The organism is Stenotrophomonas sp. TD3 (assembly GCF_001939825.1).
Classification (GTDB): domain Bacteria; phylum Pseudomonadota; class Gammaproteobacteria; order Xanthomonadales; family Xanthomonadaceae; genus Stenotrophomonas.
Genome location: NZ_MOYM01000001.1, coordinates 3,317,871 through 3,343,231, shown reverse-complemented (window position 1 = coordinate 3,343,231; position 25,361 = coordinate 3,317,871). Strand labels below are relative to the sequence as shown.

24 protein-coding genes are annotated in these 25,361 nt (G+C 67.1%); 8 read left to right on the top strand and 16 right to left on the bottom strand.

Annotated elements, in window-relative coordinates; translation table 11 throughout:
• The first annotated feature begins 24 nt into the window (after positions 1-24).
• Positions 25-2,022 (top strand): bifunctional DedA family/phosphatase PAP2 family protein, encoded by a 1,998-nt coding sequence (locus BKE09_RS15530; RefSeq protein ID WP_075676324.1) that lies wholly within the window; start codon positions 25-27, stop codon positions 2,020-2,022.
• A 137-nt stretch (positions 2,023-2,159) separates the two neighbouring features.
• Here BKE09_RS15530 and BKE09_RS15525 read toward each other — a convergent pair whose 3' ends face one another.
• From BKE09_RS15525 to BKE09_RS15515, 3 genes are all read right to left on the bottom strand, one after another.
• Positions 2,160-2,738, bottom strand: a complete 579-nt coding sequence (locus BKE09_RS15525; protein ID WP_075676323.1) for an LON peptidase substrate-binding domain-containing protein — start codon at positions 2,736-2,738, stop codon at positions 2,160-2,162.
• Positions 2,735-4,099, bottom strand: coding sequence for a UDP-N-acetylmuramate:L-alanyl-gamma-D-glutamyl-meso-diaminopimelate ligase (mpl, locus tag BKE09_RS15520; RefSeq protein WP_075676322.1), 1,365 nt, complete (start codon positions 4,097-4,099; stop codon positions 2,735-2,737). Before mpl ends, BKE09_RS15525 begins: the two co-directional genes overlap by 4 nt.
• Before the next feature lie 331 nt (positions 4,100-4,430).
• A complete protein-coding gene (locus tag BKE09_RS15515) occupies positions 4,431-4,994 on the bottom strand; it encodes an adenylate kinase (protein WP_014038375.1) in 564 nt (187 codons plus the stop codon).
• A 136-nt stretch (positions 4,995-5,130) separates the two neighbouring features.
• Between BKE09_RS15515 and BKE09_RS15510 the strand changes: the two genes are divergently transcribed.
• The 3 genes from BKE09_RS15510 (at position 5,131) to BKE09_RS15500 (ending at position 7,856) form a co-directional block, all read left to right on the top strand.
• Complete coding sequence (locus tag BKE09_RS15510; protein WP_075676321.1) at positions 5,131-6,387, top strand: 6-phosphofructokinase; 1,257 nt, start codon at positions 5,131-5,133, stop codon at positions 6,385-6,387.
• A gap of 165 nt (positions 6,388-6,552) precedes the next feature.
• Positions 6,553-7,347 carry a hypothetical protein gene (locus BKE09_RS15505; protein ID WP_075676320.1) on the top strand — a complete coding sequence of 265 codons (795 nt, stop codon included), beginning with the start codon at positions 6,553-6,555 and terminating at the stop codon, positions 7,345-7,347.
• Positions 7,348-7,466: 119 nt separating this feature from the next.
• Positions 7,467-7,856, top strand: a complete 390-nt coding sequence (locus BKE09_RS15500; protein ID WP_075676784.1) for a DUF488 family protein — start codon at positions 7,467-7,469, stop codon at positions 7,854-7,856.
• 72 nt (positions 7,857-7,928) lie between these two features.
• Here the strand turns inward: BKE09_RS15500 and BKE09_RS15495 are convergent, their stop codons facing one another.
• Positions 7,929-8,432 (bottom strand): hypothetical protein, encoded by a 504-nt coding sequence (locus BKE09_RS15495; RefSeq protein ID WP_075676319.1) that lies wholly within the window; start codon positions 8,430-8,432, stop codon positions 7,929-7,931.
• Positions 8,433-8,714: 282 nt separating this feature from the next.
• Between BKE09_RS15495 and BKE09_RS15490 the strand changes: the two genes are divergently transcribed.
• Positions 8,715-10,742: a sodium-translocating pyrophosphatase gene (locus BKE09_RS15490; protein ID WP_075676318.1), complete on the top strand. Its 2,028-nt coding sequence runs from the start codon at positions 8,715-8,717 to the stop codon at positions 10,740-10,742.
• A 78-nt stretch (positions 10,743-10,820) separates the two neighbouring features.
• On the opposite strand, the gene BKE09_RS15485 is transcribed toward BKE09_RS15490, so the two are convergent.
• The 5 genes from BKE09_RS15485 to BKE09_RS15465 are packed head-to-tail and all read right to left on the bottom strand — an operon-like array spanning position 10,821 to position 13,773.
• Positions 10,821-11,540 carry an energy transducer TonB gene (locus tag BKE09_RS15485; RefSeq protein WP_075676317.1) on the bottom strand — a complete coding sequence of 240 codons (720 nt, stop codon included), beginning with the start codon at positions 11,538-11,540 and terminating at the stop codon, positions 10,821-10,823.
• Positions 11,537-11,962, bottom strand: a complete 426-nt coding sequence (exbD, locus tag BKE09_RS15480) for a TonB system transport protein ExbD (RefSeq protein WP_075676316.1) — start codon at positions 11,960-11,962, stop codon at positions 11,537-11,539. The genes BKE09_RS15485 and exbD overlap by 4 nt, the downstream gene beginning before the upstream one ends.
• 9 nt (positions 11,963-11,971) lie before the next feature.
• Complete coding sequence (gene exbB / locus BKE09_RS15475) at positions 11,972-12,700, bottom strand: tonB-system energizer ExbB (protein ID WP_075676782.1); 729 nt, start codon at positions 12,698-12,700, stop codon at positions 11,972-11,974.
• A complete protein-coding gene (locus tag BKE09_RS15470) occupies positions 12,687-13,154 on the bottom strand; it encodes a YbaN family protein (protein ID WP_049446594.1) in 468 nt (155 codons plus the stop codon). The genes exbB and BKE09_RS15470 overlap by 14 nt, the downstream gene beginning before the upstream one ends.
• 31 nt (positions 13,155-13,185) lie before the next feature.
• Positions 13,186-13,773, bottom strand: coding sequence for a biliverdin-producing heme oxygenase (locus tag BKE09_RS15465; RefSeq protein ID WP_075676315.1), 588 nt, complete (start codon positions 13,771-13,773; stop codon positions 13,186-13,188).
• 106 nt (positions 13,774-13,879) lie between these two features.
• Here BKE09_RS15465 and BKE09_RS15460 point away from each other — a divergent pair, with 106 nt between their 5' ends.
• On the top strand, positions 13,880-14,137 hold the full coding sequence (locus tag BKE09_RS15460) for a DUF2789 domain-containing protein (protein ID WP_010483993.1): 258 nt from the start codon (positions 13,880-13,882) through the stop codon (positions 14,135-14,137).
• 78 nt (positions 14,138-14,215) lie between these two features.
• Here BKE09_RS15460 and BKE09_RS15455 read toward each other — a convergent pair whose 3' ends face one another.
• The 5 genes from BKE09_RS15455 to BKE09_RS15435 form a co-directional block, all read right to left on the bottom strand.
• Complete coding sequence (locus tag BKE09_RS15455; protein ID WP_075676314.1) at positions 14,216-17,134, bottom strand: TonB-dependent receptor; 2,919 nt, start codon at positions 17,132-17,134, stop codon at positions 14,216-14,218.
• 290 nt (positions 17,135-17,424) lie between these two features.
• The gene (locus tag BKE09_RS15450; protein WP_075676313.1) at positions 17,425-18,360 is read right to left on the bottom strand and encodes a FecR domain-containing protein; all 936 of its coding nucleotides are present in this window, start codon (positions 18,358-18,360) and stop codon (positions 17,425-17,427) included.
• Positions 18,361-18,464: 104 nt separating this feature from the next.
• Positions 18,465-18,965 (bottom strand): RNA polymerase sigma factor, encoded by a 501-nt coding sequence (locus BKE09_RS15445; RefSeq protein WP_075676312.1) that lies wholly within the window; start codon positions 18,963-18,965, stop codon positions 18,465-18,467.
• Between the two features lie 84 nt (positions 18,966-19,049).
• Positions 19,050-19,541 carry a hypothetical protein gene (locus tag BKE09_RS15440; protein ID WP_075676311.1) on the bottom strand — a complete coding sequence of 164 codons (492 nt, stop codon included), beginning with the start codon at positions 19,539-19,541 and terminating at the stop codon, positions 19,050-19,052.
• Complete coding sequence (locus BKE09_RS15435) at positions 19,541-20,032, bottom strand: hypothetical protein (RefSeq protein WP_075676310.1); 492 nt, start codon at positions 20,030-20,032, stop codon at positions 19,541-19,543. The genes BKE09_RS15440 and BKE09_RS15435 overlap by 1 nt, the downstream gene beginning before the upstream one ends.
• A gap of 185 nt (positions 20,033-20,217) precedes the next feature.
• On the opposite strand from BKE09_RS15435, the gene ppa reads away from it, so the two are divergent.
• Positions 20,218-20,754, top strand: coding sequence for an inorganic diphosphatase (gene ppa / locus BKE09_RS15430; protein WP_005410935.1), 537 nt, complete (start codon positions 20,218-20,220; stop codon positions 20,752-20,754).
• A 152-nt stretch (positions 20,755-20,906) separates the two neighbouring features.
• Positions 20,907-22,028 carry an HDOD domain-containing protein gene (locus tag BKE09_RS15425; RefSeq protein WP_075676309.1) on the top strand — a complete coding sequence of 374 codons (1,122 nt, stop codon included), beginning with the start codon at positions 20,907-20,909 and terminating at the stop codon, positions 22,026-22,028.
• A 59-nt stretch (positions 22,029-22,087) separates the two neighbouring features.
• Here the strand turns inward: BKE09_RS15425 and BKE09_RS15420 are convergent, their stop codons facing one another.
• Both BKE09_RS15420 and BKE09_RS15415 read right to left on the bottom strand, forming a co-directional pair.
• A complete protein-coding gene (locus BKE09_RS15420) occupies positions 22,088-22,297 on the bottom strand; it encodes a hypothetical protein (protein WP_014038393.1) in 210 nt (69 codons plus the stop codon).
• A 169-nt stretch (positions 22,298-22,466) separates the two neighbouring features.
• Entirely contained in the window at positions 22,467-25,313 is a 2,847-nt protein-coding gene (locus BKE09_RS15415; protein ID WP_075676308.1) for a TonB-dependent receptor, read from the bottom strand.
• Positions 25,314-25,361 lie beyond the last annotated feature (48 nt).

The following is a 25,361-nucleotide window of genomic DNA, read 5'->3' as shown; positions in this document are numbered from 1 at the left end:
CCTTCACGCCCCTATAATCGGGCAATGGACTCTTCATGGATCGACGCCACCCTCGCGTGGATTGCCGCTCACCCCGTGCTGGCGGGTGCCGTTATCTTCCTCATCGCCTTCTGCGATGCGGTGATCATTCTCGGTGCCATCGTGCCGGCCCTGCCGCTGTTGTTCGCAGTGGGCGTGTTCATCGGCCTGGGCCAGATCTCCGGGCCGTATGCGGTGGCGGCGGCGGCGCTGGGTGCGTTCGCCGGTGATGGCATCAGCTACTGGATCGGCCGCCGCTGGGGCGATCGCCTGCGTGGCGTGTGGCCGTTCAGCCGCTACCCGCAGCTGCTCGACCGCGGCGAGAACCTGTTCCGCCGCAATGCCTTCAAGAGCATCCTGATTGCACGCTACGTGGGCGCCATCCGCCCGTTCGTGCCGGCCATCGCCGGCATGATGAAGATGCCCGCCAGCCGCTACATGCAGGCCAGTGGTATCGCCAGCATTTCGTGGGCGGTGCTGTTCCTGGCACCGGGCTGGGTGCTTGGCGAGGCCTACGACGCGGTGGCTGCGGTGGCCGGGCGACTGGTCGTGGTGGTCGGCCTGCTGGCGGTGATCCTCGGCCTGGTCTGGGCGATCGTGCTGTACGGCTACCGCTGGTCGGCCGCACGCATGGACAACTGGCTGGCGCGCCTGCTCGACTGGTCCAACCGCCACCCGACGCTGGGCCGCTATACCGTCGGTGTGCTGGACCCGAAGCGACGTGAGTCGGTGCCGCTGGCGATGCTGGCGCTGATGCTGCTGGTGCTGGGCTGGGGCTGGTTCGCGCTGCTCACCGTGGTGGTCGCGCATGGTGAACCGCTGGCGATCGACCTGCTGGTGCACCAGGCCATGCTTGCGCTGCGCAACCCGCTGGCCGATTACCCGATGGCCGCGCTGGCGTCACTGGGCGCCTGGCAGGTACTGCTGCCGGCCACCGCGGCGGCGATGGGCTACCTGATCTGGCGCCGGCGCTGGATGGCGGCCGCGCACTGGCTGGCCGCCCTCGCCTTCGGCCTGGCATTGACCATGCTGCTCGGCGCCACCGTGGATGTGGTGCGACCGGTCGATGCCAGCAGTGGCTTCGGCTTCCCGTCGGTGTCGGTGACCATGGCCACCATCACCTTCGGCTTCTTCGCAGTGCTGATCGCCCGCGAGATGCCGGGCCGCACCCGCGTCTGGCCGTACCTGGTATCGGGCATCGTGGTCAGCCTGATCGGCTTCTCGCGCCTGTACCTGGGCGCACATTGGCTGAGCGATGTGATCGGCGGCATGCTGTTCGGCACGTTCTGGCTGCTGGTGCTGGGCATCGCCTACCGCCGCCGCTTCAACCGCTCGTTCTGGGTGAAGCCGGTGGCCTGGCTGTTCTACGGCGTCTTCGCCGTCGCCGCGATGTGGTACGCACCGCGCCATATTCCGGTGAAGCTGGAACGCTTCGAGCCGACCCTGCCGGCCCCGCAGGCGATGGACATGCAGGCCTGGTGGCAGCACGACTGGGCGAAGCTGCCGGCGCGCCGCAACGAGTTCGACGACGACCAGCGCTGGCCGCTGGACGTGCAGGTGGCGGGCCCGCTGGCGCCGCTGCAGGCGCAGCTGGAAGCACGCGGCTGGAAGCGGCAGGAACAGGCCGGCTGGCAGGAGGCGCTGCTGATGCTGGACAAGAACACCGGTGCCGACGAACTGCCGGTGCTACCGGCCACGCTGGAAACACGGGTGGAAGCGCTGCTGATGGTGCGCCAGGGTGCGCAGCCGGATGAGCGCTACGTGTTGCGCCTGTGGCCGGCGCCGGCCCAGCTGCAACCGGGCAGCACGCCACTATGGCTGGGCAGCGCGCAGACCCTGCGCTACGAGCGTCATTTCGAATGGATCGGCATGTGGCACCCGCTGCGTGGCGTCGACCCGGCGCTGAACGCGGTGAAGGACGCCGTGCAGGACCTGCCGCAGCGCGAGGATGTGCACAGCGAAACCGGGCTGCCGGTGCTGCGGTTGAAGACCACCACGCCCTGACCGGCACCGGTGCGCGATCACTCACTGTAGAGCCGAGCACAGGCTCGGCTCTACAGTAGATCCACGCCATGCGTGGATGGGATTCCACGCATGCCCCAGCGTGTGCACCAAGGTGCACACCCACCCAAGGTAGGCTGCTACGGCATCCAGCCCAGCAACTGCTGCAGGCGCTGGTGCGGGTCGTCCATCTGCAGCAGCTGCAGGCGCTGCTGCTCGCTCAGCGGCAACAGCTCGGCCAGCCGCCAGCCGACCCAGCTGGCCTGGTCCAGCAACGCCGGGTTGGACGGCGCATAGGCCTCGCCGGCCTGTTCGATGATGTGCCCCAGCACCGTGGCCAGCAGCGCGTGCTGCGGCCGCAGTTCGTCGTCGGGGTCTTCCTCGCACCAGCGCACGTCGGCCACCACCAGGCCGTTGTCGCGCACGCGGGTACGCTCGACGTGGAAACGGCGGGTTCCGCGCAGGCGCAGCTGCAGCACGCCATCAGCGCCGACATCGAAGTCTTCGATGCGTACCTGCACGCCATAGGCCGCCGGTGTCGCCGGTGCGCCGACTTCCTCGCCATCGAGGATCAGGCAGACACCAAACCCCTCACCACTGCGGCCGCTGTCGCGGACCAGGTCCAGATAGCGCCGCTCGAATACGCGCAGGCCCACCGCCGCACCCGGTACCAGGGTGGTGTGCAGCGGAAACAGCGGCAGCAGGCTGTCGACGCTCATCGGGCCTGCAGCGCGGCGAGGAAGCGGCGCGGCGCGCCGTCGAAGCCACCATTGGACATGAACACCACATGGTCGCCAGGGCGTGCGCTGGTCTGCAGTTGCGCCAGCAATGCATCGGTGTCCGGCACCGCGTGCGCCTCACCGCGCACCGCGGCGATCACCGCAGCGGCATCCCAGGCCAGTTCCGGACGATGCAGGAACACCACTTCATCGGCCAGCGCCAGCGACGGTGCCAGCGCCTGCGCATGTGCGCCCAGCCGCATCGAGTTGCTGCGCGGTTCCATCGCGACCACGATGCGCGCATCGCCCACCTTGGCACGCAGGCCTTCCAGCGTGGTGGCAATTGCGGTCGGGTGATGGGCGAAATCGTCGTAGACGGTGATGCCGTCATGGCTGCCGATCACTTCCATGCGGCGCTTGACGCTGCGGAAACGCGCCAGCGCCGGGATCACCTCGGCCGGCGCCACGCCCACGGCATGCGCAGCGGCCAGCGCAGCCAGGCCGTTGAGCACGTTGTGGCGTCCCAGCAGCGACCACTGCACGTCGCCCAGCGCCTGCCCACGATGGTGCACGCGGAACGCACTGCCATCGGCAGCCAGCAGCTCGGCATGCCACTCCAGCGACGGATCGAATCCGAAACGCTCGACCGGGGTCCAGCAGCCCATCGCCAGCACTTCGGCCAGATGCTGATCCTCGCCGTTGACGATCAGGCGGCCACGCGCCGGCACCGTCCGCACCAGGTGATGGAACTGGCGCTGGATCGCCGCCACGTCCGGGAAGATGTCGGCGTGGTCGTATTCAAGATTGTTGAGGATGGCCACCAGCGGCCGGTAGTGCACGAACTTGCTGCGCTTGTCGAAGAAGGCAGTGTCGTACTCATCGGCCTCGACCACGAACTCGCGGCCCTGGCCCACGCGGGCGGAGACACCGAAATCCTCGGCGACGCCGCCGATCAGGAAGCCCGGCGATCGCCCGGCGCTTTCCAGCAGCCAGGTAAGGATGGTGGTGGTGGTGGTCTTGCCGTGGGTGCCGGCCACGGCCAGCGTGTCGCGGCCCGGCAGCACCTGCTCGGACAGCCACTGGGCGCCGGAAATGTAGCGCTGGCCGGCGTCGAGCACGGCCTCGACCGCGGCATTGCCGCGCGACAGCGCGTTGCCGATCACCACCTCGTCGGTGCCGGCCGGCACGCTGTCGGCACGGTAGCCCTGGTCCAGGGTGATGCCCAGCTGTTCGAGCTGGGTCGACATCGGTGGGTAGATGGCCTGGTCGCTGCCGCTGACCGAGTGGCCCAGTTCCCGCGCCAGGGCGGCCACGCCGCCCATGAAGGTACCGGCGATTGCAAGGATATGTACGCTGCTCATGACCGAGGATTGTGACCGATGACGGCTGTATAGGGCCAATGTCCGATCCCGGGTAAGACAACCCCTACACGGGATGTGAGAAAACTCCAATCAGCTGTCAGGGAATTCCCGATAGCGATGTTCTGTGAACCCGGACACAATTCGAACTGCCAGCCGCAGTACCCGAACCGGTCCTACTCCCCAAGAGGCCATCCCCAAGGGAGCTCATGCTGCGGGGCCCTGAGCAAGCCCTTCGCTGGCGCCTATCAAACGACACAGGCCTGATCCTCGCGGACCAGGCCTGTGTTTTTTTGCGCCCGAGGAGCCGGCAGTTCGCTCCGGCCCAGCCGGATCAGGCCTTGATCGCCGCCAGGATGCGGGCTTCGATCTCGTCCAGCTCACCGACGCCATCGACGCGGGCCAGGGTGCCACGGCCGGCGTAGAAATCGACCACCGGGGCGGTCTGGTCGTTGTAGACCTGCAGGCGCTGGCGCACCGCTTCCGGATTGTCATCGGCGCGGCCCTGCTCCTTGGCACGACCGGCGATGCGGTCGACCAGCAGCTCGGTGGCCACGTCCAGCTGCACCACGGCATCCAGCGGTTGGCCGATCTTGGCCAGCAGGCCGTCCATCGCATTGGCCTGGGCCACATTGCGCGGGTAGCCATCGAGGATGAAGCCCTTGGCGACATCAGCCTGGGTCAGGCGCGACTCCAGCATGCCCAGCAGGATGTCGTCCGACACCAGGTTGCCGGCATCCATCACCGTCTTGGCCTGCTTGCCCAGCTCCGTGCCGGCGGCGATTTCCGCGCGCAGCATGTCACCGGTCGAAATGTGGGCGATCCCCAGCTTTTCCTTCAGGCGCGTCGCCTGTGTCCCCTTGCCCGAACCGGGCGGTCCCAACAGAACCAATCGCATTGACCTGACTCCAACGTGTTGAAAACAAAGAAGGTTCGCGTCCCGGACGGTCCGGTATCGCTGCACCGCAATAGCGCCACTTTACCGCATCCGGGTAATGTCCCTGCAATGTCCCCTCCCCCGAGCAGGTAGAAGCATGCGCAACGGTACTCTCCTTTATGCCCAGTCCGGCGGTGTCACCGCCGTCATCAATGCCACGGCGGCAGCGGTGATCGAGCAGGCCCGGGCCAAGGGCATCAAGGTCCTGGCCGCCCGCAACGGCATCCTCGGCGCCCTGCGCGAAGAGCTGATCGACACCAGCAAGGAGAGCGCCGCCGCGATCCGCGCCCTCGCCCATACCCCGGGCGGTGCCTTCGGCTCGTGCCGGGTCAAGCTGAAATCACTGGACGCCGACCGCGCCCGCTACGACCGCCTGCTGGAGGTGCTGCGCGCACACGACGTGCGCTGGTTCCTCTACAACGGTGGCAACGACTCGGCCGATACCGCGCTGAAGGTCTCGCAGCTGGCCAAGGCCTCCGGCTACGACCTGACCTGCATCGGCGTGCCCAAGACCATCGACAACGACCTGGCGGTGACCGACACCTGCCCCGGCTTCGGCTCGGCGGCCAAATACACCGCGGTCTCGGTGCGCGAGGCGGCGCTGGACGTCGCGGCGATGGCCGAGACCTCCACCCGCGTCTTCATCTACGAGGCGATGGGCCGCCACGCCGGCTGGCTGGCCGCGGCCGCCGGCCTGGCTGGCAACGATGATGACGAAGCGCCGCACATCATCCTGCTGCCCGAGCGCGCCTACGACGAGGCCGCATTCCTGGCCAAGGTAAAGGCGGTGGTCGAGCGTGTCGGCTACTGCGTGGTGGTGGCGTCGGAAGGCATCGCCACCGCCGATGGCCGCTTCGTCGCCGACGCAGGCGGCGGCAAGGACTCGTTCGGTCACTCGCAGCTGGGCGGCGTGGCCGCGCACCTTGCTGCACGGGTCAAGGACCAGCTGGGCCTGAAGGTGCACTGGGCGCTGCCCGACTACCTGCAGCGTTCGGCCCGCCACCTGGCCAGCAAGACTGACTGGGAGCAGGCGCAGGCAGTCGGCAAGGCCGCCGTGCAGCTGGCGCTGAAAGGCCAGAACGGCGTGATGCCGGTGATCGTGCGCAGCAGCGATGCGCCGTATCGCTGGAAGATCGAAGCTGCGCCACTGTCGAAGATCGCCAACCACGAGAAGAAGATGCCGGCCGGCTTCATCCGCCGCGATGGCTTCGGCATCACCGCCAAGGCACGCGCCTACCTGTCGCCGCTGATCAAGGGCGAGGCGCCGCTTCCCTATGGCGCCGATGGCCTGCCGAAGTACGTGACACTGAAGAACGTGGCGGTGAAGCAGAAGCTGCCGGCCTTCGAAGGCTGAGGTGCACCTGCGCCCTGTGTGGAGCACAGGGCGCATTGCGGCGACCGCCGAAGCACCCCACAATCGGGCTCCGGCCCGGGGCAAAGGGGCCGCCGCAAGCCAGATTCGACGCCGCCCGGCCTATAAGGCCCGGGCTTGTGCTGCCATTTCACAAGGACTGTAACCATGAAGCACCCGATCCTGATCGCCGCGCTGTTGTGCGGTGCTGCCGCGCCGGCCTTCGCTGCGACCTGCGAAAGCAACTTCCAGAAGAAGGGCAATCCCTTCGTCGGCACGACCTTCACCTCGTCGGTCACCCACCCGGACCTGACCGTGGCCAGCGCCATCGGCCAGATGCGGGTGATCGCCAAGAACGCCAACATGGACGTCCTCAGCGAGGACGTGGAAGGCGGCTCGATGCTGATCGAAGAACCGGAATCCATGGCCCACAAGCCGATTCCGATGATCATCAGCGCCACCTCCGAAGGCGGCCAGGGCACCGTCGGCATGGTGGTGAAGGTCAACAAGGGCGCCATCGCCCCCGCCGACGGCGTGCGCGAAGAAATGTGCAAGCTGCTCAACCAGATCAAGCCGGGCAAGGCTGGCGAACAGGCAGCCAAGGCTACTCCGCAGGCGTCGGTGGTGACCATTGCCGCCGACCGTTTCGGCTTCCAGCTGCGCAACCAGAACAAGGACAACCCGGCCGCGATCGAGCCACGCTACAAGGGCAAGACCTACGCCATCACCGGTCGCGTCACCACCGTGCTGCGCAGTGGCGGCACCTACAACACCAGCTTCGACCTGCCCAGCGATGGCAGCATCGACTTTGAGCGCGTGGCCATTTCCTGCTCGTTCGCAGCCAACCAGGCCGCGTATGCGCTGGCCCTGCGCCCGCGCGAGAAGGTCACGCTGACCGGCGTGGTCAACAGCTACGACCAGATCGGTCGTGTGTTGTGGCTGAAGGACTGCCGCGGCAACTGATCGCTGCAGGCATGGAAAAGGCCCGGGTGCGCAGGCGCCCGGGCCTTTTCGTTTCCACAGCGGTTCACGCCTGGCGCACGTGCATCACAGGATGATGGATGCCCCGCCTGGAGATCATCATGGCTCTGCGTGTTGTTCGACTGGGTACGCCGCGCCAACCCGGCGAGGGACTACGCATCGGCACCGTCCGGCGCCCGCCGCGCGGCGTGCCACGCAGCGAGTTCGCCCGGCAGGACTGGTACGACGTCTGGTTTCCGACCCTGTCACCCAGCGCGGAGCTGGTGAAGCGGGCGCATGAAGCGAAGACCGCCGCCGACTGGAATGCCTTCTTCCGCCACTACAAGGCCGAGATGAAGGCGCCCGATGCCGCCCACGCGCTGGACCTTCTGGCCGCGATGTCGAAGCACAGTGACATCAGCGTGGGCTGCTACTGCGAGGATGAAGCGCACTGCCATCGCAGGGCATTGCGCGAGCTGCTGGTGGCGCGCGGGGCAATGCTGGCGGAGTGATGATGGCGGGGTTGCCGGCCAGCGGCCGGCACTACCCGAGGATGGCGGCGCGGGTGCACCGCCCACGCGACTTCAATTGCAGGCCTTGCCTTCCATCTGCAGCTGCGCGGCGAACATCGTCACCTGCGGAATCTTGCCGGCCGCCGCCTGCTTCTTCGCCTCCTCCAGGTAGATGCGCGATTGGCCCTGCCCATCCAGCTCGACCTTGTTGCTCGACGGCAGGCGCCACACCCGCACCACCGCCTGCTGCGCCGGGCACGCGGCGTTGGGCACGCGGATCACATCGTTGAGCTTCCAGCCCTTGTCGGCACTCGGCTGTGCCTTGGTGTAGTCGACGAAGCGCGCACGTGGCTGGCACTGCTCGCTGGTACGCACGGCGGAGAAGCGGTACGGCGCGGCGGCATCGCCGGTGAACGCACCTTCCAGGCGCGCGCAGGCCTCGGGGATCTGACGCAGCGTATGCACCGCGCCCACCGCCTGGGGTGCGCCCACGGCACGCTGCAGCTCCGGGGTTTCCGCGGCGAGTGCCGGCACGGCCGGGACCAGGGCGGCGAGCATCAACAGGGACAGGCGCATGGAGGATCTCCTTCAGGACTCCGCGCAGGCTTGCAGAGACTGGCTTAACGGGGTGCAAAGGCGCATCCATCGAGCAGCCACTGCGCTCGCCAGGCACGGCCCGGCGCTACCATCCGGGCGCAGGTGCACGCATACTGCGGGCACCAGGGAATGCTGAACACCGCCATACGTCGGACGACCACCAAGGTCGGTACGGGTTGGTTCCAGGCTGCAGCCCGTCGTCCCCCTCGTGGTGCCGTTCATCGCCACTGGATGCCTACATCCATTCTGCGGAGGGGTCTAATGCTGGAACGTCACGGGCTGTCACTGGCGCTGGGCTGCGCCATTCTCGCGATCCTGTTCGGAATCGTCTCGGCGCGCTGGATCCTGCGCCAACCCACCGGCAATGAGCGCATGGTTGCGATCGCCACCGCGATCCAGGAAGGTGCGCGCGCCTACCTCAACCGCCAGTACCTGACCATCGGCATCGCCGGCGTGGTGCTGTTCGTGCTGGTCGGTGTGTTCCTCAGCTGGTACACCGCGATCGGCTTCGCGGTCGGCGCGGTACTGTCCGGCGCCGCCGGCTACATCGGCATGAACGTGTCGGTACGCGCCAACGTGCGCACTGCCGAGGCCGCGCGCAACGGCATCAGCGCAGCAATGGACGTGGCGTTCCGCGGCGGTGCGATCACCGGCATGCTGGTGGTCGGGCTGGGCCTGCTGGGCGTGGCCGGCTACTACGCACTGCTGCTGCGCATGGGGCTGCCAATGGAACAGGCACTGCACGCGCTGGTCGGGTTGGCGTTCGGTTCGTCGCTGATCTCGATCTTCGCGCGCCTGGGCGGCGGCATCTTCACCAAGGGTGCCGACGTCGGTGCCGATCTGGTCGGCAAGGTCGAGGCCGGGATTCCCGAGGACGACCCGCGCAACCCGGCGGTGATCGCCGACAACGTCGGTGACAACGTGGGCGACTGCGCCGGCATGGCCGCCGACCTGTTCGAGACCTATGCGGTGACCGTGATCGCCACCATGCTGCTGGGCAGCCTGATGCTGGCCGAGGCCGGCGCCAATGCAGTGCTGTATCCGCTGGTGCTGGGCGGCGTATCGATCATCGCTTCGATCATCGGCGCACTGTTCGTCAAGGTGAAGCCCGGCGGTTCGATCATGGGCGCGCTGTACAAGGGCGTGATCGTCTCCGGCGTGCTGGCCGCGATTGCGTTCTACCCGATCACCACCGGGTTGATGAGTGACAACGTGCATGGGCCGATGGCGCTGTATGGCTGCGCATTGATCGGGCTGGTGCTGACCGGCCTGATCGTGTGGATCACCGAGTACTACACCGGCACCCAGTACAAGCCGGTGCAGCACGTGGCGCAGGCCTCGACCACCGGCCACGGCACCAACATCATCGCCGGCCTCGGCATCTCGATGAAGTCCACCGCACTGCCGGTGGTGGCGGTGTGTGCGGCCATCTGGGGCGCGTTTGCGCTCGGCGGCCTGTACGGCATCGCCATTGCCGCCACCGCGATGCTGTCGATGGCAGGCATGATCGTCGCCCTCGATGCCTATGGACCGATCACTGACAACGCCGGTGGCATCGCCGAGATGGCCGAGCTGCCCTCGGAGATCCGCGACATCACCGATCCGCTGGATGCGGTGGGCAACACCACCAAGGCGGTGACCAAGGGTTACGCGATCGGATCAGCGGCGCTGGCCGCACTGGTGCTGTTCGCCGACTACACCCACAACCTGCAGGCAGCACATCCGGGGCAGGAATTCCGCTTCGACCTCAGCGACCACACGGTGATCATCGGCCTGCTGATCGGCGGCCTGATTCCGTACCTGTTCGGTGCGATGGCGATGGAAGCGGTCGGCCGCGCCGCCGGTGCGGTGGTGGAAGAGGTTCGCCGCCAGTTCCGCGAGATCCCCGGCATCATGCAGGGCACCGGCAAGCCGCAGTACGACAGAGCGGTGGACATGCTGACCCGCTCGGCGATCCGCGAAATGATCGTGCCGTCATTGCTGCCGGTGGCGGTGCCGGTGGTGGTCGGCCTGCTGCTGGGGCCGCGGGCACTGGGCGGGCTGCTGATCGGCACCATTGTGACCGGCCTGTTCGTGGCCATCTCGATGACCACTGGTGGCGGTGCCTGGGACAACGCCAAGAAGTACATCGAGGATGGCCACTTCGGCGGCAAGGGCAGCGAGGCACACAAGGCGGCAGTGACCGGCGATACCGTCGGTGACCCCTACAAGGACACCGCCGGTCCGGCGATCAATCCGCTGATCAAGATCATCAACATCGTGGCGCTGCTGCTGGTGCCGCTGCTGTAGATCCACGCCATGCGTGGATGAGATGCCCGATGGGGTCAGAGCCCTTTCCTCCGGAAAGGGATCCGACCCCACGGCTGGTCAACGCCCACGCAGGAAGAACGACACCGGCACCATCACTTCCACCGGGTCGCCGGCCACTTCGGCCGGCGGCGCCGGTACCGGGCTTGCCCGCTGCACGGTGTCCAGCGTCTCCTGGTCGAGCAGCGCGAAGCCACTGCTGCGGCCCAGCGTCAGTGCGGAGACGGCGCCATCGCGGGCCACGGCAAAGCGCACGTAGACCACGCCCTGCTGGCGCAGCCGCTCGGCCTGGCGCGGATAGCGCCGGTGCTTCTGCAGGTGCCCGAGCAGGCGTCCTTCCCAGGTCGCCTCGGCACGACTGCGCTCGCCGGCCGTGGTCTGCGGTGCGGTGTAGCGTGCGGCCGCGTCAGCAGCGACCTGCGGCGGTGCGCTGGTCTGCGCGACATTGGCCTCGGCGGTATCCGGCGAGGGCGTCGGCTCCGGTGTACGCGGCGGTGGCAGGTCACCCTGCGGCTGCACCGGCGCCTTGGGTTGCTCACGCACGGCTGGCGTCGGCGCCTGCCGCTGCTGTTGCTGCTGCAGCGGCCCGGTCGCGACCTCGCGCGGCGGCACCGGCGGTGCCTGTGCCATCGGCGCCAGTTCCAGCATGAGTGCCGCGGGCGGCGCCGTTGCAGCCAGTGCTGGCGCACGGGCCGCCCACCAGCAGGCCGCGCCGATCAACAGCGCATGCACCAGCAGCACGATCACCAGGCTGGTCGCCCAGCGCCGCAGTCCACTCATCGTGCGCCCTGCTCCAGGCCGACCAACGCCACCTTCAGGTAGCCCGCCGCACGCAGCGCATCCAGCGTGGCCATCAGTTCGCCGTAGGGCACACGGGTATCGGCACGCAGGAAAATGCGTTGTGCGGTGTCGTCGTGGGTGGCGGCCTTCAATGCGGCAGCCAGTCCCTCGCGCGCCACCGGCTGCTCGCCAACGCGCACCGACAGATCGGCCTGCACGGTCACGTACACCGGCGCCTGTTCCGGCGGCGTGGCGCTGGCACTGCTGGCCGGCAGCTGGACCGGCACCGACACGGTGGCCAGCGGTGCGGCCACCATGAAGATGATCAGCAGTACCAGCATCACGTCGATGAAGGGCGTGACGTTGATCTCGTGCGCTTCTTCCGGTGCATCGTCACGGTCGGACGCGGTCCTGATCGCCATCGTCGTGCCTCACTGCACCGCGCGCAGCGGTGTTGCCGCGGTACGCGGAGCGGTGCGATCGAGATCACGCGAGACCAGCTGCTGCACGGCCGCCGACAGATCGCCGAGCAGCCCACGCAGGCCAGCCAGCACGCGGCTGAAGTGGTTGTAGACCAGTACCGCGGGAATCGCCGCGACCAGGCCCAGCGCGGTCGCCAGCAGGGCCTCGGCGATGCCGGGCGCGACCACCGCCAGGTTGGTGGTGTTGCTGTGGGCGATGCCGATGAAACTGTTCATGATGCCCCACACCGTGCCGAACAGGCCGACGAACGGCGCCACGGCGCCGATGCTGGCCAGCACGCCGATACCACGTCGCTGCACGCGCGCGGTTTCCAGTTCGATGCGGTCCAGGCGCGAGGCAACGCGTTCCTTGGTGCCATCGCGGCTGTCCAGCTCCTGCGACAGGCGCAGCTCGGTTCGCGCCGCGTCCAGCATGGCGAGTGCGGTGCCCTGCTGCAGGCTGGTCTCCACGCTCCCGCCGGGCAGGCTCGGCGCCTGCAGCAACAGCGCGCGCGCTGCACGCAGCTGCCGGCTCTGCCGGGCCAGCTCCCAGCCCTTGGCCAGCAGCACGGTCCAGGTGGCCAGCGAGGCAAGTGCCAGCGCGATCATCACCGTCTTCACCACCACGTCGGCGGCCAGGTACATGCCCCACGGGGTCAGTGCAGGAGCAGCCACGGGTGCCAGGTCAGCAGGCAGCATCGTCTCGGTTTCCATCAGCATCAGGGGTCGCGGCGCGACGACGGGCCGCGCGCGGATCATTGGCGTCATCCACTTCCACGACCGGATTGGGCTCCAGCCGCGGTGCCGGGCGGCTGAGCACGTAGCCGGCGCTGACCGCGAAGAACAGGCCCACGCCCAGCAGCAGGCGCCACGAGGGGTGCGCGCCCCAGCAGAACAGCGCGAAGCCCACCGCCATGCCTGCGCTGGCGAATGCCTTGCCCTTGCGCGAGACCGCGCCCTGCTCGCGCCACAGCCGCAGCGACGGGCCATAGCGCGGGTGCGCCAGCAGGCGCTGCTCGAACTTCGGCGAACTGCGCGCGAAGCAGCCCACGGCCAGGATCAGGAAGATGGTGGTCGGCATCACCGGCAGCAGCGCGCCGATCACCCCGAGGCCGACCATCAGCCAGCCCAGCACGAACCAGAGCCAGCGCATCAGCGTTGCGCCGATAGGCGGGAGGCGTGCATCAGGCGAATTCCACTTCGACGTGGCCGTGCACGCTGCGGAACGCGGCGTCGGCCGCGTCGATCACCTGCTGCTCCTGCTCGGCACTCAGCGGTACCGCGTCCAGCGCGGCGGTGAACTCACGCCAGTGGCGCGCGGCGCCATCGGGGTGCGCGGCCAGGTGGCGGGCGCCGAAATCACGATCCAGGCCGAGCTTGGCGGCCATCTTGTACAGAATGGTGCCGCCCAGGTTGGAGCCTTCAGCCACATACAGCCATCCCAACGCAGCGGGCAACTCCAGATCGGACGGCAACGCCTCGATGTCGGCCCCCGGCAGGGTCTGCTCCAGGTCCTGCAGGTCGCGCGCGACCTGGGTCAGGCGGCGGCGCTCGCCCAGGTCCGGCAGCAGTGCATCCAGCGCAGGGTTGGCATACAGCGCATCGATGCTGCGATGGAAGCGGTACTGCACGCGCAGGAAACGGGCGAAGTTGCTGCGGTCGGCGAAGATGTCGCCGGCCATGATGCGCTTGTCCAGCGCGCCATGGCTGTCGCGGGTGGCGGCCTTGAGCCGCAGGCTGCGGCTGTCTTCAGGGGCGATGTGTGCGTTCATGGGGGATGCCAAGGGGGTCGTCGTGCTGTAGACGTTCGCCACGGGGCTTTCCCCAAGCCCGTGTGCACCGATAATGGCGCATCCCTTCTTTCCGCAGGAACCGACGATGATCACCACCGAACCGCGCATGACCAACCTGTTCCTGCAGCTGGGCCTGGACGCCAGCGCCGAGGGCATCGCCCGCTTCATCCGCGAGCACCAGCTGGCCACCGATGTGGAAGTAGTCGAGGCACCGTACTGGAACGATGCCCAGCGCCAGTTCCTGTCCGAATCACTGCAGGCCGATGCGGCGTGGAGCACAGTGGTTGATGAGCTGAACGAGTCGCTGCACGAAGATGCGGTGAAGGCGGCGACCGGGCTGTAAGCGGGCTAAGCAGGCTCGCTGGGGTCAGAGCCCTTTCCGCAGGAAAGGGATCCGACCCCACCGCTCATCCGCGATCGATCAGTACTTCCAGGTCAACGCCAACCGCGCGGTGCGGCCCGGGGCCGGCATCACGCCCAGGGCCAGCGGGTCCAGGTAGTAACGGTCGGTCAGGTTGTCCACGCCCGCTTCCACCGACAGCTGGTCGTTGAAGCTCCAGCTGGCGAACAGGTCGACCAGTGTGTTCGACCGGTACAGCTGCTGGATCGCCGACAAGCCCACGTTCCAGTCCTTGTCCAGCTTGCTGATCGGACCGGCGTTGTGGACCACGCGGGTGCCGAAGGTCAGGCGCTCGTCGAACAGGCGCGAGCCCAGGGTCAGGTTGACCATGTAGCGCGGCGGGTTCTGGGTATTGGTGTACGAACCCTCGAAGCCTCCGTCCACGCAGTTGGGCGTGTTGGCCAGCTCGCCATTCTTGCGCTGCGCCCCATAGGCGCGGCGCTCGGCGGCGATGTCCGGCGCGCAGGTCTTGGCCTTGAAGTAGTAGTGCGCGGACAGATCGGCAAACACCTTGCCGCTGTCATAGCTGGACTGGAACTCCATGCCCGAGACCTTGAACTGGTCAACGTTGCGGATCAGGCCGGCCGACAGCGTGCGGTAGTCACGGGTGATCAGGTCGTCGATGCGGGTATCGAAGTACGCCAGCTTCAGCGCCAGGCGGTCGCCTGCAGTGAACAGGTCATAGCGGATGGTGCTGGCGCCGATTTCCCAGCTGCGCGCGCGCTCCGGCTTCAGCTCGCCCACCGGTTTGGCGGCGGTGAACAGGCCCAGCGTGGTCTCGAACAGGCTCGGCAGCTTGGTGCCTTCGGCGTACTTCACGTAGACCATGGTGTCTTCGTTGAAGCGGTAGGCCACGCTGGCGGTCGGCGAGAACGCGCTGTCGCGGCGCCGGATCGGCTGCGACCAGCTCCAGCTGACCGGCACTTCCAGGTCCTGCGCCTTGCCGGCGTCGTAGAAGTTCCAGCCGGCGATGTCGCCCACCGTGCCCTTCTTGTATGGCGAGGCCAGCAGCGAGGCCTGGGTGAAGTTGCCGTTGGCATCCGGGTACCAGTTCAGCAGCGCGATGCGCTTTGCCCGCCACGACGGCAGCGCCGGGTTGCCGTTGAGCAGTTCGGTGTAGCGGTACTGGCCCTGCACTTCATAGGCATCGGGCGTGGCCAGGCGGTTGCGGTCATGCACATCCACGCGGTTCCAGCGACCACCGGCCAGCAGTTCCCAATGCTCGTCGGGCTGCCACTTCAGCGATGCCACGGCGCTGTATTCCTTGCGCTCGGCGTTGCGCAGGAAACGGTTGTTGACCAGGTCGTCGTGCATGACCGGCCCCGAGCTACCCGGCGCGATGTCTTCGTCGCTGTAGGACAGGCCGTAGTCGAGGGTGAACGCACCGGCACGGGTATCGAACCTGGACGTGTTGCTGGCATCCAGGCCGAAGCGCTTCTGCCGCAGCGGATTGCGGTAGGCATCCTTGTAGCCGGGGTCACCGCTGAAGCTGGGCGCGTCATACCACTCGGTGCGGCGGTCGAAATACCACGGCGTGATGCCGGTCAGGCTGTTGTACATCACGCTGTCGGTGTCGGTGTACGCGGCATTGACGCGCAGGTCGATCAGCTCGCTGTCCGGGTTGAAGCGGTAGCGCAGGCTGTAGCTGTCCATGTCGACATGGCCCGGATCCCATTGCGGAATGCGGTCACGATCCACGCGGATGATCTGCGAGGCCATGATCTCGCCGGCGGTGCCTTCATAGCGACGGTAACCGGCCTCCAGCGTCTGCGCGTCGTCGATGCGCCAGGTGCCCTTGAGCAGCGCCGACTTCGAGCGCGACGAGGTATTGAACACCTCGGTACGCGGCGGATTCAGCGGTGCCAGCGTGCGTCGGTCCTGCGGGAAATCGTCGTAGCCATGGCGGCCGGAGAAATAGTTGCCGTTGTCGCGGTAGGCGTAGGCGGCGACCAGATCGAAGCGGTCCCAGTGTCCCGCAGCGGCCACGTTGAAGAACTGGCTGCCGGTAGCACCGCGATCGGTACGCGGCGCGGCACTGTAGGACGGCAGGTTGTTGGCGCTGCCATTGGCCAGGCCACCGCGCACGCGCACGCCGAAGTCGCGGCCCTCGCGCAGCACGTCACCGATCTTCAGCGTTTCCATCTCGACCACGCCGCCGATGCCGCCGGAGGCATTGGCCTGCAGGCTCGGGCCCTTGGTGATGGTCAGGCTGGAGATCAGGTCCGGGTCGAGGTAGGTGCGCTGTGACTGGCCTGCGTAGCCTCGGTAGGTGTCCATGCTGGACTGGCCACCGTCGATGATCACCGGCACGCGGCCCTGGCCCTGGATGCCACGGATGTTGACGTCGAAGCCGTTGCCCACGCGCGGATCACCGGCGGTGACACCGGCCACGCCCTTGACGATGTCGCCGTTGGAGGTACCACGGAAACGCTCCAGGTGCGTGCGGTTGAGCGTGGTGGTGGAGCCCACGCTGCGGTAGCTGTCGAGCAGGCGCGCTTCATCACTGGTCGCACCACTGTCGACGCGATCTCCGGCCACGCTCAGCGTATCGGTGACGATCACGCCGCTGTCGGCCTGCACCGGTGTTGCGGCCTCCAGAGTGACCGCATCGGCGCTCACCCGGCGCACGGCCAGGCCACTGCCCTGCAGCAGGTGCTGCAACGCCTCGTTGGCCGACAGGCTGCCGCTGACCGCGCGCGAGGTTACGCCACGCGCCAGCGATGCGGGGTACACCACCTGCACGCCGGACTGGCGCATGTAGCTGCGCAGCGCGTCATCCAGCGGTTGCGCCGGAATATCGAAGCGTTGCACGGCAGCGTGGTCGCCGCTGGCGCTCTGCGCCAGTACGGACGGCGCAGCACTGGCCAGGCCGGCCGCGAGCAACGCGATGCACAGGCGGGACGGGCGCAGCGCGCGGCCCGGACGATGGGAGTCGAACATGGGGGAACCTGTCAGGTAATCGGTGCCGCGAACGCGGCGTCATCCGCAACACGGGCGGACACGGCGACGTACGTGGCGGCGGCGGGTACGTTCGCGGAGTAAGACGGATGAAAGCGTGGCAACCCCAAGGGAATTTGCAGCCGCGGCAGGTGCCGACGGTTGCTCGGCCGGTTGTAGCGGTGGGTGCCGAACGTTGGTCGGCTGCTTGCAGTGCTGGGTGCCGACCGTTGCTCGGCTGGTTTCAGTGGTGGGTGCCGACCGTTGGTCGGCACAGGGGGAATGGCGTCGATCTACCGATGGACGATGGCGACACCGAGCGGCAGCCGGGTCACCTGCAATCCGGCCGTCGCGGCCAGCGCATCCAGCGCCTGTTCCGGGCGGTCGATGCGCAACGCCGCACTGACCGCTGGCAACCGTGACAGATCGCCGCGCACGAAGGTCGGCCCCGCGCGATAGCGCCCCACCCACTGCACCGCGTCGGCCACACGGGCCTGCTCCAGCAGTAGTTCACCCTGACGCCAGGCGCCGACGCTGTCGGCCGCCACGTCAGCCAGTCGGGTGACTCCGCTGTGTTCAGCGTAGGCCGCACGCTGCCCCTGTTGCAGGTAGGTCCAGCCACCATCGGCCGGGCTGGCCACGCGTACCCTGCCCTGCCCGACCTGGGTTTCCACCCTGTCGTCGCCACGTGCGACGGTGAAGGCCGTCGAGATGTCTTCGACCAGGCCATTGCCGGCGCGCACGCTGAAACGCCGCTGTGCATCCGGGCTGACTTCGAACCAGGCGCGCCCGCGCAGCAGCTCCACCTCGCGGGCGTTGGCAGTGAAGTGCACGGCAATCGCACTGTCCGCATCCAGCACCGCGCGACTGCCATCAGGCAGCAGCACGTTCTGCACCTGGTGCGTGCTGCGATGATCGGACTGCAGGCGCAGCCACGCCTCTGGCCATGCCACCAGCATCGCCAGCGTTGCCGCCGCAGCCATCGCCCAACGCAGTCGGCGCGGGCGTCGGCGATCGACGGTCGCGGCCTGTACACGCGGCCCGACGCTGCGCCACAGCGCGCGCTCGTGTTCGAAGGCCCGGCGGTGCCCCGGCTGTTGCAGCCAGAATTCGAACGCCTGCATGCGCGCATCGCTGATGTCGCCCGAGGCCAGCCACGCGATCCAGCCCCGGGCCTGCTCGGCCAGGGCATCGTCATTGGCGGCGGGCAGCATGTTCGGCGGGCTCATCGGCTGGCGGACAGGCGCATTCAAGCGCGGGCGGGGGAACTAGACCGCATCCACGGTCCAGTGATCAAGACGTTTGCGCGAAGGCCATCCCCAAGGCGGCGCGATCATCGACCGCTGCGCGCCCAGGCCAGGCGCTGCAGCGCGGAGCGCACATGATTCTCGACGGTGGTCACCGATACCCCGAGGCGACGTGCGATCTCGGCCTGGGTCAGGCCCTGCAGGCGGTTGAGCCGGAAGATGGTGCGGGTCGGCTCCGGCAGATGGCCGGCCGCGTCGAGTACCCGTTGCAGCTCGTGCTGCGCCATGGCCTGCTCCTCGGTGGAGATCACCTCGTCCGGCCCCCACAGGTAGTGGTCGGCCAGCAGCCGGTTGCGGCGGGTCGACTCGCGGCCATGGTCGGTGGCCAGGTTGGCGGCCAGCCGATACAGATAGGCGCGCGGATTGTCGATGGCCTGACTGTCATCGACCCCACGGGCCTTGAACCAGACCGCCTGGATCACATCTTCGGCGCCGTTGTCGCCTCCCAGTATCCGTTGCACCCGACGCAGCAGCGCTGGCCGCTCGCGGATCAGCAGTTCGGTGAGGGTGACGGCATTGGAGGACATGCGCGGAGCCGATACGACAGACGGGGGCGCCGCGCATGCTACTCCGTTAATGCGAATCAGTCACGTTTGCATTAATTACCAGACCTACAGGCAATCAACCAGTGCATCGTAGGTATTGCCTGTCGTGCCGGGCAGTGGCGCGTGCAATGCGTCGAACCCATCCCCCATTTCCCACACCTGCAGCAGGGTTTCCAGGCGTGTCCCGGTTGCCAGCGGGAGCATGCAGGCATAGCGTCCGCGGTTGACCGTGATCAGGCCGCTGGGCTTTACCCAGGTGTCGCTGCCGGCGAAGGTCCACACACACTGAACAACCACGCCCGTGGCCTGTTCCACGGAACAGCGCAGGCGCATGGCCCACAGATTGATGTACTGCCCCTCGCAGAAGGTATCGCCACACACCTCATCGAAGCCACGCACCAGTTGCCGCTCGGCAGCGAGGAAACGCTCGTGGCCGCCACCCGGGCCGGAGTAATCGCGCGCATCGACGAACGCAGGCGCAGCCTGCGCGGCACCGGCGTACGGCAGGCCGACAGACAGCACGCCGCACAACAGCCAGCATCTACGGAAGCTGCCCATCAGCCCACCCTCCCCTGCGTGCGCAGGCATTCAGGCAGCCCATCAAAGATGCCGTGGTCAAGCCCGGGCAGAGGCGCGACCAGGCCGCCCGGCGCTTCCAGTGAGGCATAGAACGCCTCGACGGGCACGCCGGGCTGCAATTCGACCGGGCAGACCCAGCTGCCGTTGTCGACCTGCACCTGTCCCGTATCGGGCTGTACTGCCAGTTCGCTGGCCGCCACCACCAGGACGCAGCGCTGCACGGTGCCCCGATGGGTCAGCACGGCACAGCGGAACTCCATCACCCGGTAATTGCTGTAGTCACCTTCACAGAAGGTGTCGGCACACAACGCGGCGAATTCACCGGCGACCGCGTCCTCCAGCGCAAAGGCCCTTTCCCATCCGGTCTCGTCGCTGGGGTAGTCGATCAGGTTGACATGCGCCCCGCGCGCGAGCGCGGGCAGGGGTGCCAGCAGCAACAGGGCACAACAGCCCAAGCGGTTCCAGTTCATGGCAAGGCTCCTTGGTATGGATCTCCAGCCTGCCGAGGGGACCCGGTCGAACCCATCGGGGAACCCCGCCCTGGCCCCTCCGCCAGGGCCGAGCGCGCAGGTCGGCCCTGCCCTACCCTGCACAGCGCCCGGCAAAGGCATAAAATGGTGAGCTATCCGTCTACATCCCCCACCTGGAGCACACCATGGGTCTGGAACTCGTCTCGCCCGGCAAGAACCCGCCGGAAGAAATCAACGTCATCATCGAGATCCCGAAGGACTCGGAGCCGGTGAAGTACGAAGTGGACAAGGAAACCGGCGCGATCTTCGTCGACCGCATCCTCTCCACCCCGATGCGCTACCCGTGCAACTACGGCTACGTGCCGAGCACCCTGTGTGGCGACGGCGATCCGGCCGACGTGCTGGTGGTGCTGCCGCTGCCGCTGGTGCCGGGCTCGGTCGTGCGCTGCCGCCCGGTCGGCGTGCTGAAGATGAGCGATGAGGCGGGCAGCGACGAGAAGATCCTGGCCGTGCCGGTCTCGAAGATCTTCAGCGGCTACGCCCACGTCGAAGACATCGCCCAGGTCTCGAGCCACTGGCTGGAGCGCATCGGCCACTTCTTCGAGCACTACAAGGACCTGGAGAAGGGCAAGTGGGTCAAGCTGGACGGTTGGGGCGGCGCCGCTGAGGCCAAGCAGATCCTGATCGAGGCGCACCAGCGCCATCTCGACAGCAAGGCCTGAGCCTGAACCGCATCGCTCCGGCGGTACCCTGCCGGAGCGATGCGGGTCACGTTTCATGACGACGGCACATCACTCTTGCTGCCGTATTAGGTAAATTGCGTCACTTCACACGTCATCGACATCCATCGTCGAGACAGCCAGGGGAATGTGTCGTGCGTATTCTGCTTGTTGGGGATGCAGCCAGCCTGCCGGCCGAGCTGACCGAATTCATTGCCGATCTTGGGGAAGACTGGCAGCCGTTGACCGCCACCGATGGCCAGGCCGCGATGACCGCGGTGGCCACGCAGGGCGTGGACGCGGTGATCGTCTGCCCGCAATTGCCAGATCTCAATGCCACCACGCTGCTGGGGCAGATCCGGACCTTGCGCCCGGAGACCATCCGCATCGCGCTGGTCGATGCACAGCATGGCAACCGGCCGCCGCCGGCGCGCCTGATCGGTGTCGCCCACCGCTTCCTGCCGCTGCCGCTGGCACCGGAAGTGCTGCTGGAGGCGCTGACCAGCCTGGAAGAACTGCGCGAAGTGCTGGACAGCCCGCGTCTGCGCGATGCCATCGGCCGGATCGAGAAACTCCCCTCGCCGCCGCACCTGTACCTGAGCCTGACCCAGGCCCTGGAACATGACGACGACGCCGACAGTGCCGACGTAGCCAAGCTGGTCGCCGCCGATCCGGCGATCGCGGCCAAGGTACTGCAACTGTCGAACTCGGCCTTCTTCAGCCAGGGCCGCACCATTGCGGACCTGCGCACCGCAGTGACCCGGCTGGGCCTGGCCACGCTGCGTGACCTGGTGCTGGCCAGCGAAGTGTTCTCCGCACCGACGCTGTCGGCCGCCGAGCGCAACTCGCTGCAACAGCGCGCACTGCTGGCATCGCGGCTGGCCGCACGCCTGCTGCCCGAATCCAGTGCCGAACTGGGAGCGACCGCTGCGCTGCTGGCCGACATCGGCCTGCTGCTGCCAGGTGTGCGCAACGAGCGCAGCGAGCCTTCGCTGGTAGGTGACACCCGCCCCGGCCATGCCGAGGCCGGCGCCTACCTGCTGGGCCTGTGGGGCCTGCCGATGCCGATCATCGAAGCGGTGGCATTCCACCTGCAGCCACAGCGCGCCAACACCCGCAGCTTCTGGGTGACCGGCGCGGTGCACGTGGCGCTGGCGCTGGTCAATGGCGATCCGGTGGACGAGGACTACCTGCAGCGCGCAGGCGTGCTGAACAAACTGCCGCAATGGCGCGAGCACGCCAATGCACTGATGGGTCTGGTGCCCAGCGACGCCTGAGCGCGTTGCATGATGTCCGGATGACAGGGGGCGCACCCGCAAGGTGCGCCCTTTCTACGTCAGCGGGTACCGCAGGCGTCCTGCACGCAACGACGGTACTGCGACTCGCAGATGACCGCTGACTTGCCACTGGCCAGGCACTGCTGGCGGAACTCTTCGCAATAGAGTCCCCCACCACAGACCCCGAGACCCTGCGCGAACACCGCGCCCACCAGCGTTGCATAGATCAATGCAGCGGCAGATGCCTGGCGCAACAACGTGTTCTTCATATCCCTCTCCACATGCAAGCGTCCGGTAGTGGACCTCCTGACTGTGTTGATTACGACACGACGGGACCGTGACTGCGCTCACCTTCCAACAGTTTCCGGAATTCCCCTACAAAAAAAGAGGGCGGACCTTTCGGTCCGCCCCCTTCTGTTGCTACCGCACTTCGATGGATCAGAAGCGCTGGGTGTACTTCATGTACAGGAAGCGACCCACGTCGAAGCCGCCGTAGTAGGCGAACGCCGAGTTCGGAGCCGAGTACTGCAGCGGACCCTTGTGGTCGAACACGTTGTTCGCGCCCAGGGCGATCGTCGCATCCCACGGTGCCTTCCAGCTGACCTGCAGGTCGTGGAAGGTGTTGGAACCGGTGTGACGCAGCGGATCGGTCTCACCGTTGGCCATGTGGTTCGGAGCATCGCACCAGCCGTCAGCCAGCGAGATGCAGCTTTCCTTCATGCCCGAGTAGTAGCGCGCGGTGTAGTTCACACCGAAATCGCCGTACTGCCAGTTGACACCCAGGTTCGAACGCACGCGGAACAGGCCCGGCTCGCCGACGCGGCCGATCATGATGTTGTCACCCGCGCTGTTCTGGCCGGCTTCGTCGTACTTGGCGGTGTAGCTGGTCTGCCAGTCGATGCTGAACTGACCGATGGCCAGTTCCGGCAGGCGGTACTTGACGCCCAGGTCGTAACCTTCGGTCTTCATCTTGCCGAGGTTGGCGGTGCCGTAGGTGATCGCACTGACGTGGCCGTCAGCCGCACGGGTCACGCTCGAGCAACGCGCGGCATTACCCAGCACGTAGCAGTCACGCAGGATGCGGTCGACGCTGTCAGCGATGATCATGTCGCTGATTTCGTACTTGTACCAATCCAGCGACAGGTCCAGGCCCTGCACCCAACGCGGGCTCCACACCAGACCGAAGGTGGTGCTCTTGGAGGTTTCCGGCTTCAGGTTCGGGTTGGCACCCGAGACGAACTGGTCACCCGACTGGCACGGCAGGGTCGAGCAGGGCAGGTTGCCCTGGCCCAGCTGCACGTAGTTGGCCGGAGCGCCACCGGCGGTGCACGCGGCATTGCCGGCAACACTGCCCGGAGCCTTCACGCCGCACGGATCGATGTACGACTCGAAGCTCGAGCTCAGGCCACCGTACAGGTCGCTGATGGTCGGAGCACGGAAGCCCTGGGCGTAGGTGCCGCGGACCAGCAGTTCATCCAGCGGACGCCAGGTCAGGCCGAACTTGCTGTTGGTGGTGCCACCGAAGTTGCTGTAGTCCGAGTAACGGCTGGCAACGTTCAGGGTCAGTTCCTTGGCGAAGGCCATGTCGGCCAGCAGCGGCACGTTCAGTTCGAGGTAGACCTCGTTCAGATCGTACTGGCCGCGGGTCGGCTTCTGGCCCAGACCGGTGGACTGGCCCGACTGCGCGAAGGCGTCCGGCACATAGCTGCCTTCTTCCTTGCGGTGCTCGACACCCAGGGCGAAGCCCAGGTCGCCGGCCGGCAGGGTCACGATGGCGCCCGACAGGTTGGCGGTGAAGCTGGTGGTCTTGGTGACGCCACGGGTGGTGAAGGTCGGGAACAGGAAGTCCTGCAGCTCCTGGTTCGCCAGCGAACCCTGGCCATCAACGCCGTACGGCAGCAGCGGGTTCCACGGGCGGCAATCGCCCAGGATCGGCTTGGCAGCGGTACCGCAGCGGGCAACGCCGCCGGCATCGATGAACGACGGGCCCAGGGCCTGGCCTGCAGCGATCAGGCTCATGTCACCGCGGTTGGTCTTGATCGACTCGTTGCGGTTCCACAGCGCGCCGACATCCCAGTCGAAGGTCTTGCCGCCCAGCTCGAAGAAGCCGGTCAGGGTCGGAGCGAAGCGCAGGGTCTTCAGCTGGCTGTCAGTGGTACGCGGCACTTCCCACAGGCGACGGCGGAAGTTGACGTCCTGGCCGACCGGGTTGAAGGCGCTCGAGCCCTCCAGCGGGGTGCCGAAGGAGTTCGACTGGAACGGATAGCCGGCGATCTGCTGGAACGTCTGGCGCTCGTTGTAGAGCACGTCGGTGTTCAGGCTGATCGAGTCGGTGAAGTCGTAGGTGCCGTTGATGTAGACCGACTTGCGCTTCACACCGGTGAGCAGGGTCATCTGCTCGTTGGAGTTGGCGAACTCGTCCGCCGTAATGACGTGGTAGTCATTCGGGTTCTTCGGGTTGCCGCCGGCGTTCAGGGTCTTCCAGACAGCCTTCTTGGAGTCGCTGCAATCGACCTGGGTCGGGTTGCACCAGCTGCCGTTCTGGCTGATCGGGCTCCAGGTGGCCGAGGTCGAGTTCGGACCCAGCGAGCCGTCACGGCTGTACCAGCGGTCCTTGGCCCACACCGGATCCTGCTTCGAGTACTCGGCCGACAGGGTCAGGCTGCCGCGCTCGCCGCGGGCACCGAGGGTCATCGAATAGGTTTCGGTGTCGCCGTCGCCCTTGCCGTACTGGCCGACGTAGACATTGGCTTCGCCGCCGTCGAAGTTCTTGCGGGTGATCACGTTGACCACGCCGGCGATGGCGTCGGAACCGTAGATCGAGGACGCGCCGTCCTTCAGGATCTCGATGCGCTCAACGGCCGACATCGGGATCTGGCTGAGATCCTGGTAACCGGCGGTGGTTGCGCCCAGGCGCTTGCCGTTCATCAGCACCAGGGTGCGCTGGGCGCCCAGGTTGCGGATGTCGACGTAGTAGCCGCCCACGTTCTCGCCCGAAGCCAGCGATTCCGAGCGCGAGATGGCCGGGGAGCCGGCCGAGGTCAGGTTGTTCAGCACGTCGGCGACGCTCGAGAAGCCCTGCTTTTCCAGGGATTCGCGGGTCATCGTCAGGATCGGCTGCTGGGTCTCCACCGAGGCGCCGCGGATGCGCGAGCCGGTGACCGAAATGCGGTCCAGGTCGGTGGTGCCCTTTGCTTCCTGAGCCGAAGCAAAGGCCGGCGCCAGCGCCAGCGCAATGCCGGCCGGCAGCAAGCCGAACCGCACTGCGGGATTACGAACGTTCATCTATCTCTCCAAGGTACGTGTTAGCAGCGTGTTAAAACACCCCAGCAC

Excerpts from the sequence above, each read along its gene's own strand:
- BKE09_RS15530 (WP_075676324.1), top strand. The coding sequence starts at position 25 with ATGGACTCTTCATGGATCGACGCCACCCTCGCGTGGATTGCCGCTCAC.
- BKE09_RS15525 (WP_075676323.1), bottom strand. The coding sequence starts at position 2,738 with ATGAGCGTCGACAGCCTGCTGCCGCTGTTTCCGCTGCACACCACCCTG.
- mpl (WP_075676322.1), bottom strand. The coding sequence starts at position 4,099 with ATGAGCAGCGTACATATCCTTGCAATCGCCGGTACCTTCATGGGCGGC.
- BKE09_RS15515 (WP_014038375.1), bottom strand. The coding sequence starts at position 4,994 with ATGCGATTGGTTCTGTTGGGACCGCCCGGTTCGGGCAAGGGGACACAG.
- BKE09_RS15510 (WP_075676321.1), top strand. The coding sequence starts at position 5,131 with ATGCGCAACGGTACTCTCCTTTATGCCCAGTCCGGCGGTGTCACCGCC.
- BKE09_RS15505 (WP_075676320.1), top strand. The coding sequence starts at position 6,553 with ATGAAGCACCCGATCCTGATCGCCGCGCTGTTGTGCGGTGCTGCCGCG.
- BKE09_RS15500 (WP_075676784.1), top strand. The coding sequence starts at position 7,467 with ATGGCTCTGCGTGTTGTTCGACTGGGTACGCCGCGCCAACCCGGCGAG.
- BKE09_RS15495 (WP_075676319.1), bottom strand. The coding sequence starts at position 8,432 with ATGCGCCTGTCCCTGTTGATGCTCGCCGCCCTGGTCCCGGCCGTGCCG.
- BKE09_RS15490 (WP_075676318.1), top strand. The coding sequence starts at position 8,715 with ATGCTGGAACGTCACGGGCTGTCACTGGCGCTGGGCTGCGCCATTCTC.
- BKE09_RS15485 (WP_075676317.1), bottom strand. The coding sequence starts at position 11,540 with ATGAGTGGACTGCGGCGCTGGGCGACCAGCCTGGTGATCGTGCTGCTG.
- exbD (WP_075676316.1), bottom strand. The coding sequence starts at position 11,962 with ATGGCGATCAGGACCGCGTCCGACCGTGACGATGCACCGGAAGAAGCG.
- exbB (WP_075676782.1), bottom strand. The coding sequence starts at position 12,700 with ATGCTGCCTGCTGACCTGGCACCCGTGGCTGCTCCTGCACTGACCCCG.
- BKE09_RS15470 (WP_049446594.1), bottom strand. The coding sequence starts at position 13,154 with ATGCGCTGGCTCTGGTTCGTGCTGGGCTGGCTGATGGTCGGCCTCGGG.
- BKE09_RS15465 (WP_075676315.1), bottom strand. The coding sequence starts at position 13,773 with ATGAACGCACACATCGCCCCTGAAGACAGCCGCAGCCTGCGGCTCAAG.
- BKE09_RS15460 (WP_010483993.1), top strand. The coding sequence starts at position 13,880 with ATGATCACCACCGAACCGCGCATGACCAACCTGTTCCTGCAGCTGGGC.
- BKE09_RS15455 (WP_075676314.1), bottom strand. The coding sequence starts at position 17,134 with ATGTTCGACTCCCATCGTCCGGGCCGCGCGCTGCGCCCGTCCCGCCTG.
- BKE09_RS15450 (WP_075676313.1), bottom strand. The coding sequence starts at position 18,360 with ATGAGCCCGCCGAACATGCTGCCCGCCGCCAATGACGATGCCCTGGCC.
- BKE09_RS15445 (WP_075676312.1), bottom strand. The coding sequence starts at position 18,965 with ATGTCCTCCAATGCCGTCACCCTCACCGAACTGCTGATCCGCGAGCGG.
- BKE09_RS15440 (WP_075676311.1), bottom strand. The coding sequence starts at position 19,541 with ATGGGCAGCTTCCGTAGATGCTGGCTGTTGTGCGGCGTGCTGTCTGTC.
- BKE09_RS15435 (WP_075676310.1), bottom strand. The coding sequence starts at position 20,032 with ATGAACTGGAACCGCTTGGGCTGTTGTGCCCTGTTGCTGCTGGCACCC.
- ppa (WP_005410935.1), top strand. The coding sequence starts at position 20,218 with ATGGGTCTGGAACTCGTCTCGCCCGGCAAGAACCCGCCGGAAGAAATC.
- BKE09_RS15420 (WP_014038393.1), bottom strand. The coding sequence starts at position 22,297 with ATGAAGAACACGTTGTTGCGCCAGGCATCTGCCGCTGCATTGATCTAT.
- BKE09_RS15415 (WP_075676308.1), bottom strand. The coding sequence starts at position 25,313 with ATGAACGTTCGTAATCCCGCAGTGCGGTTCGGCTTGCTGCCGGCCGGC.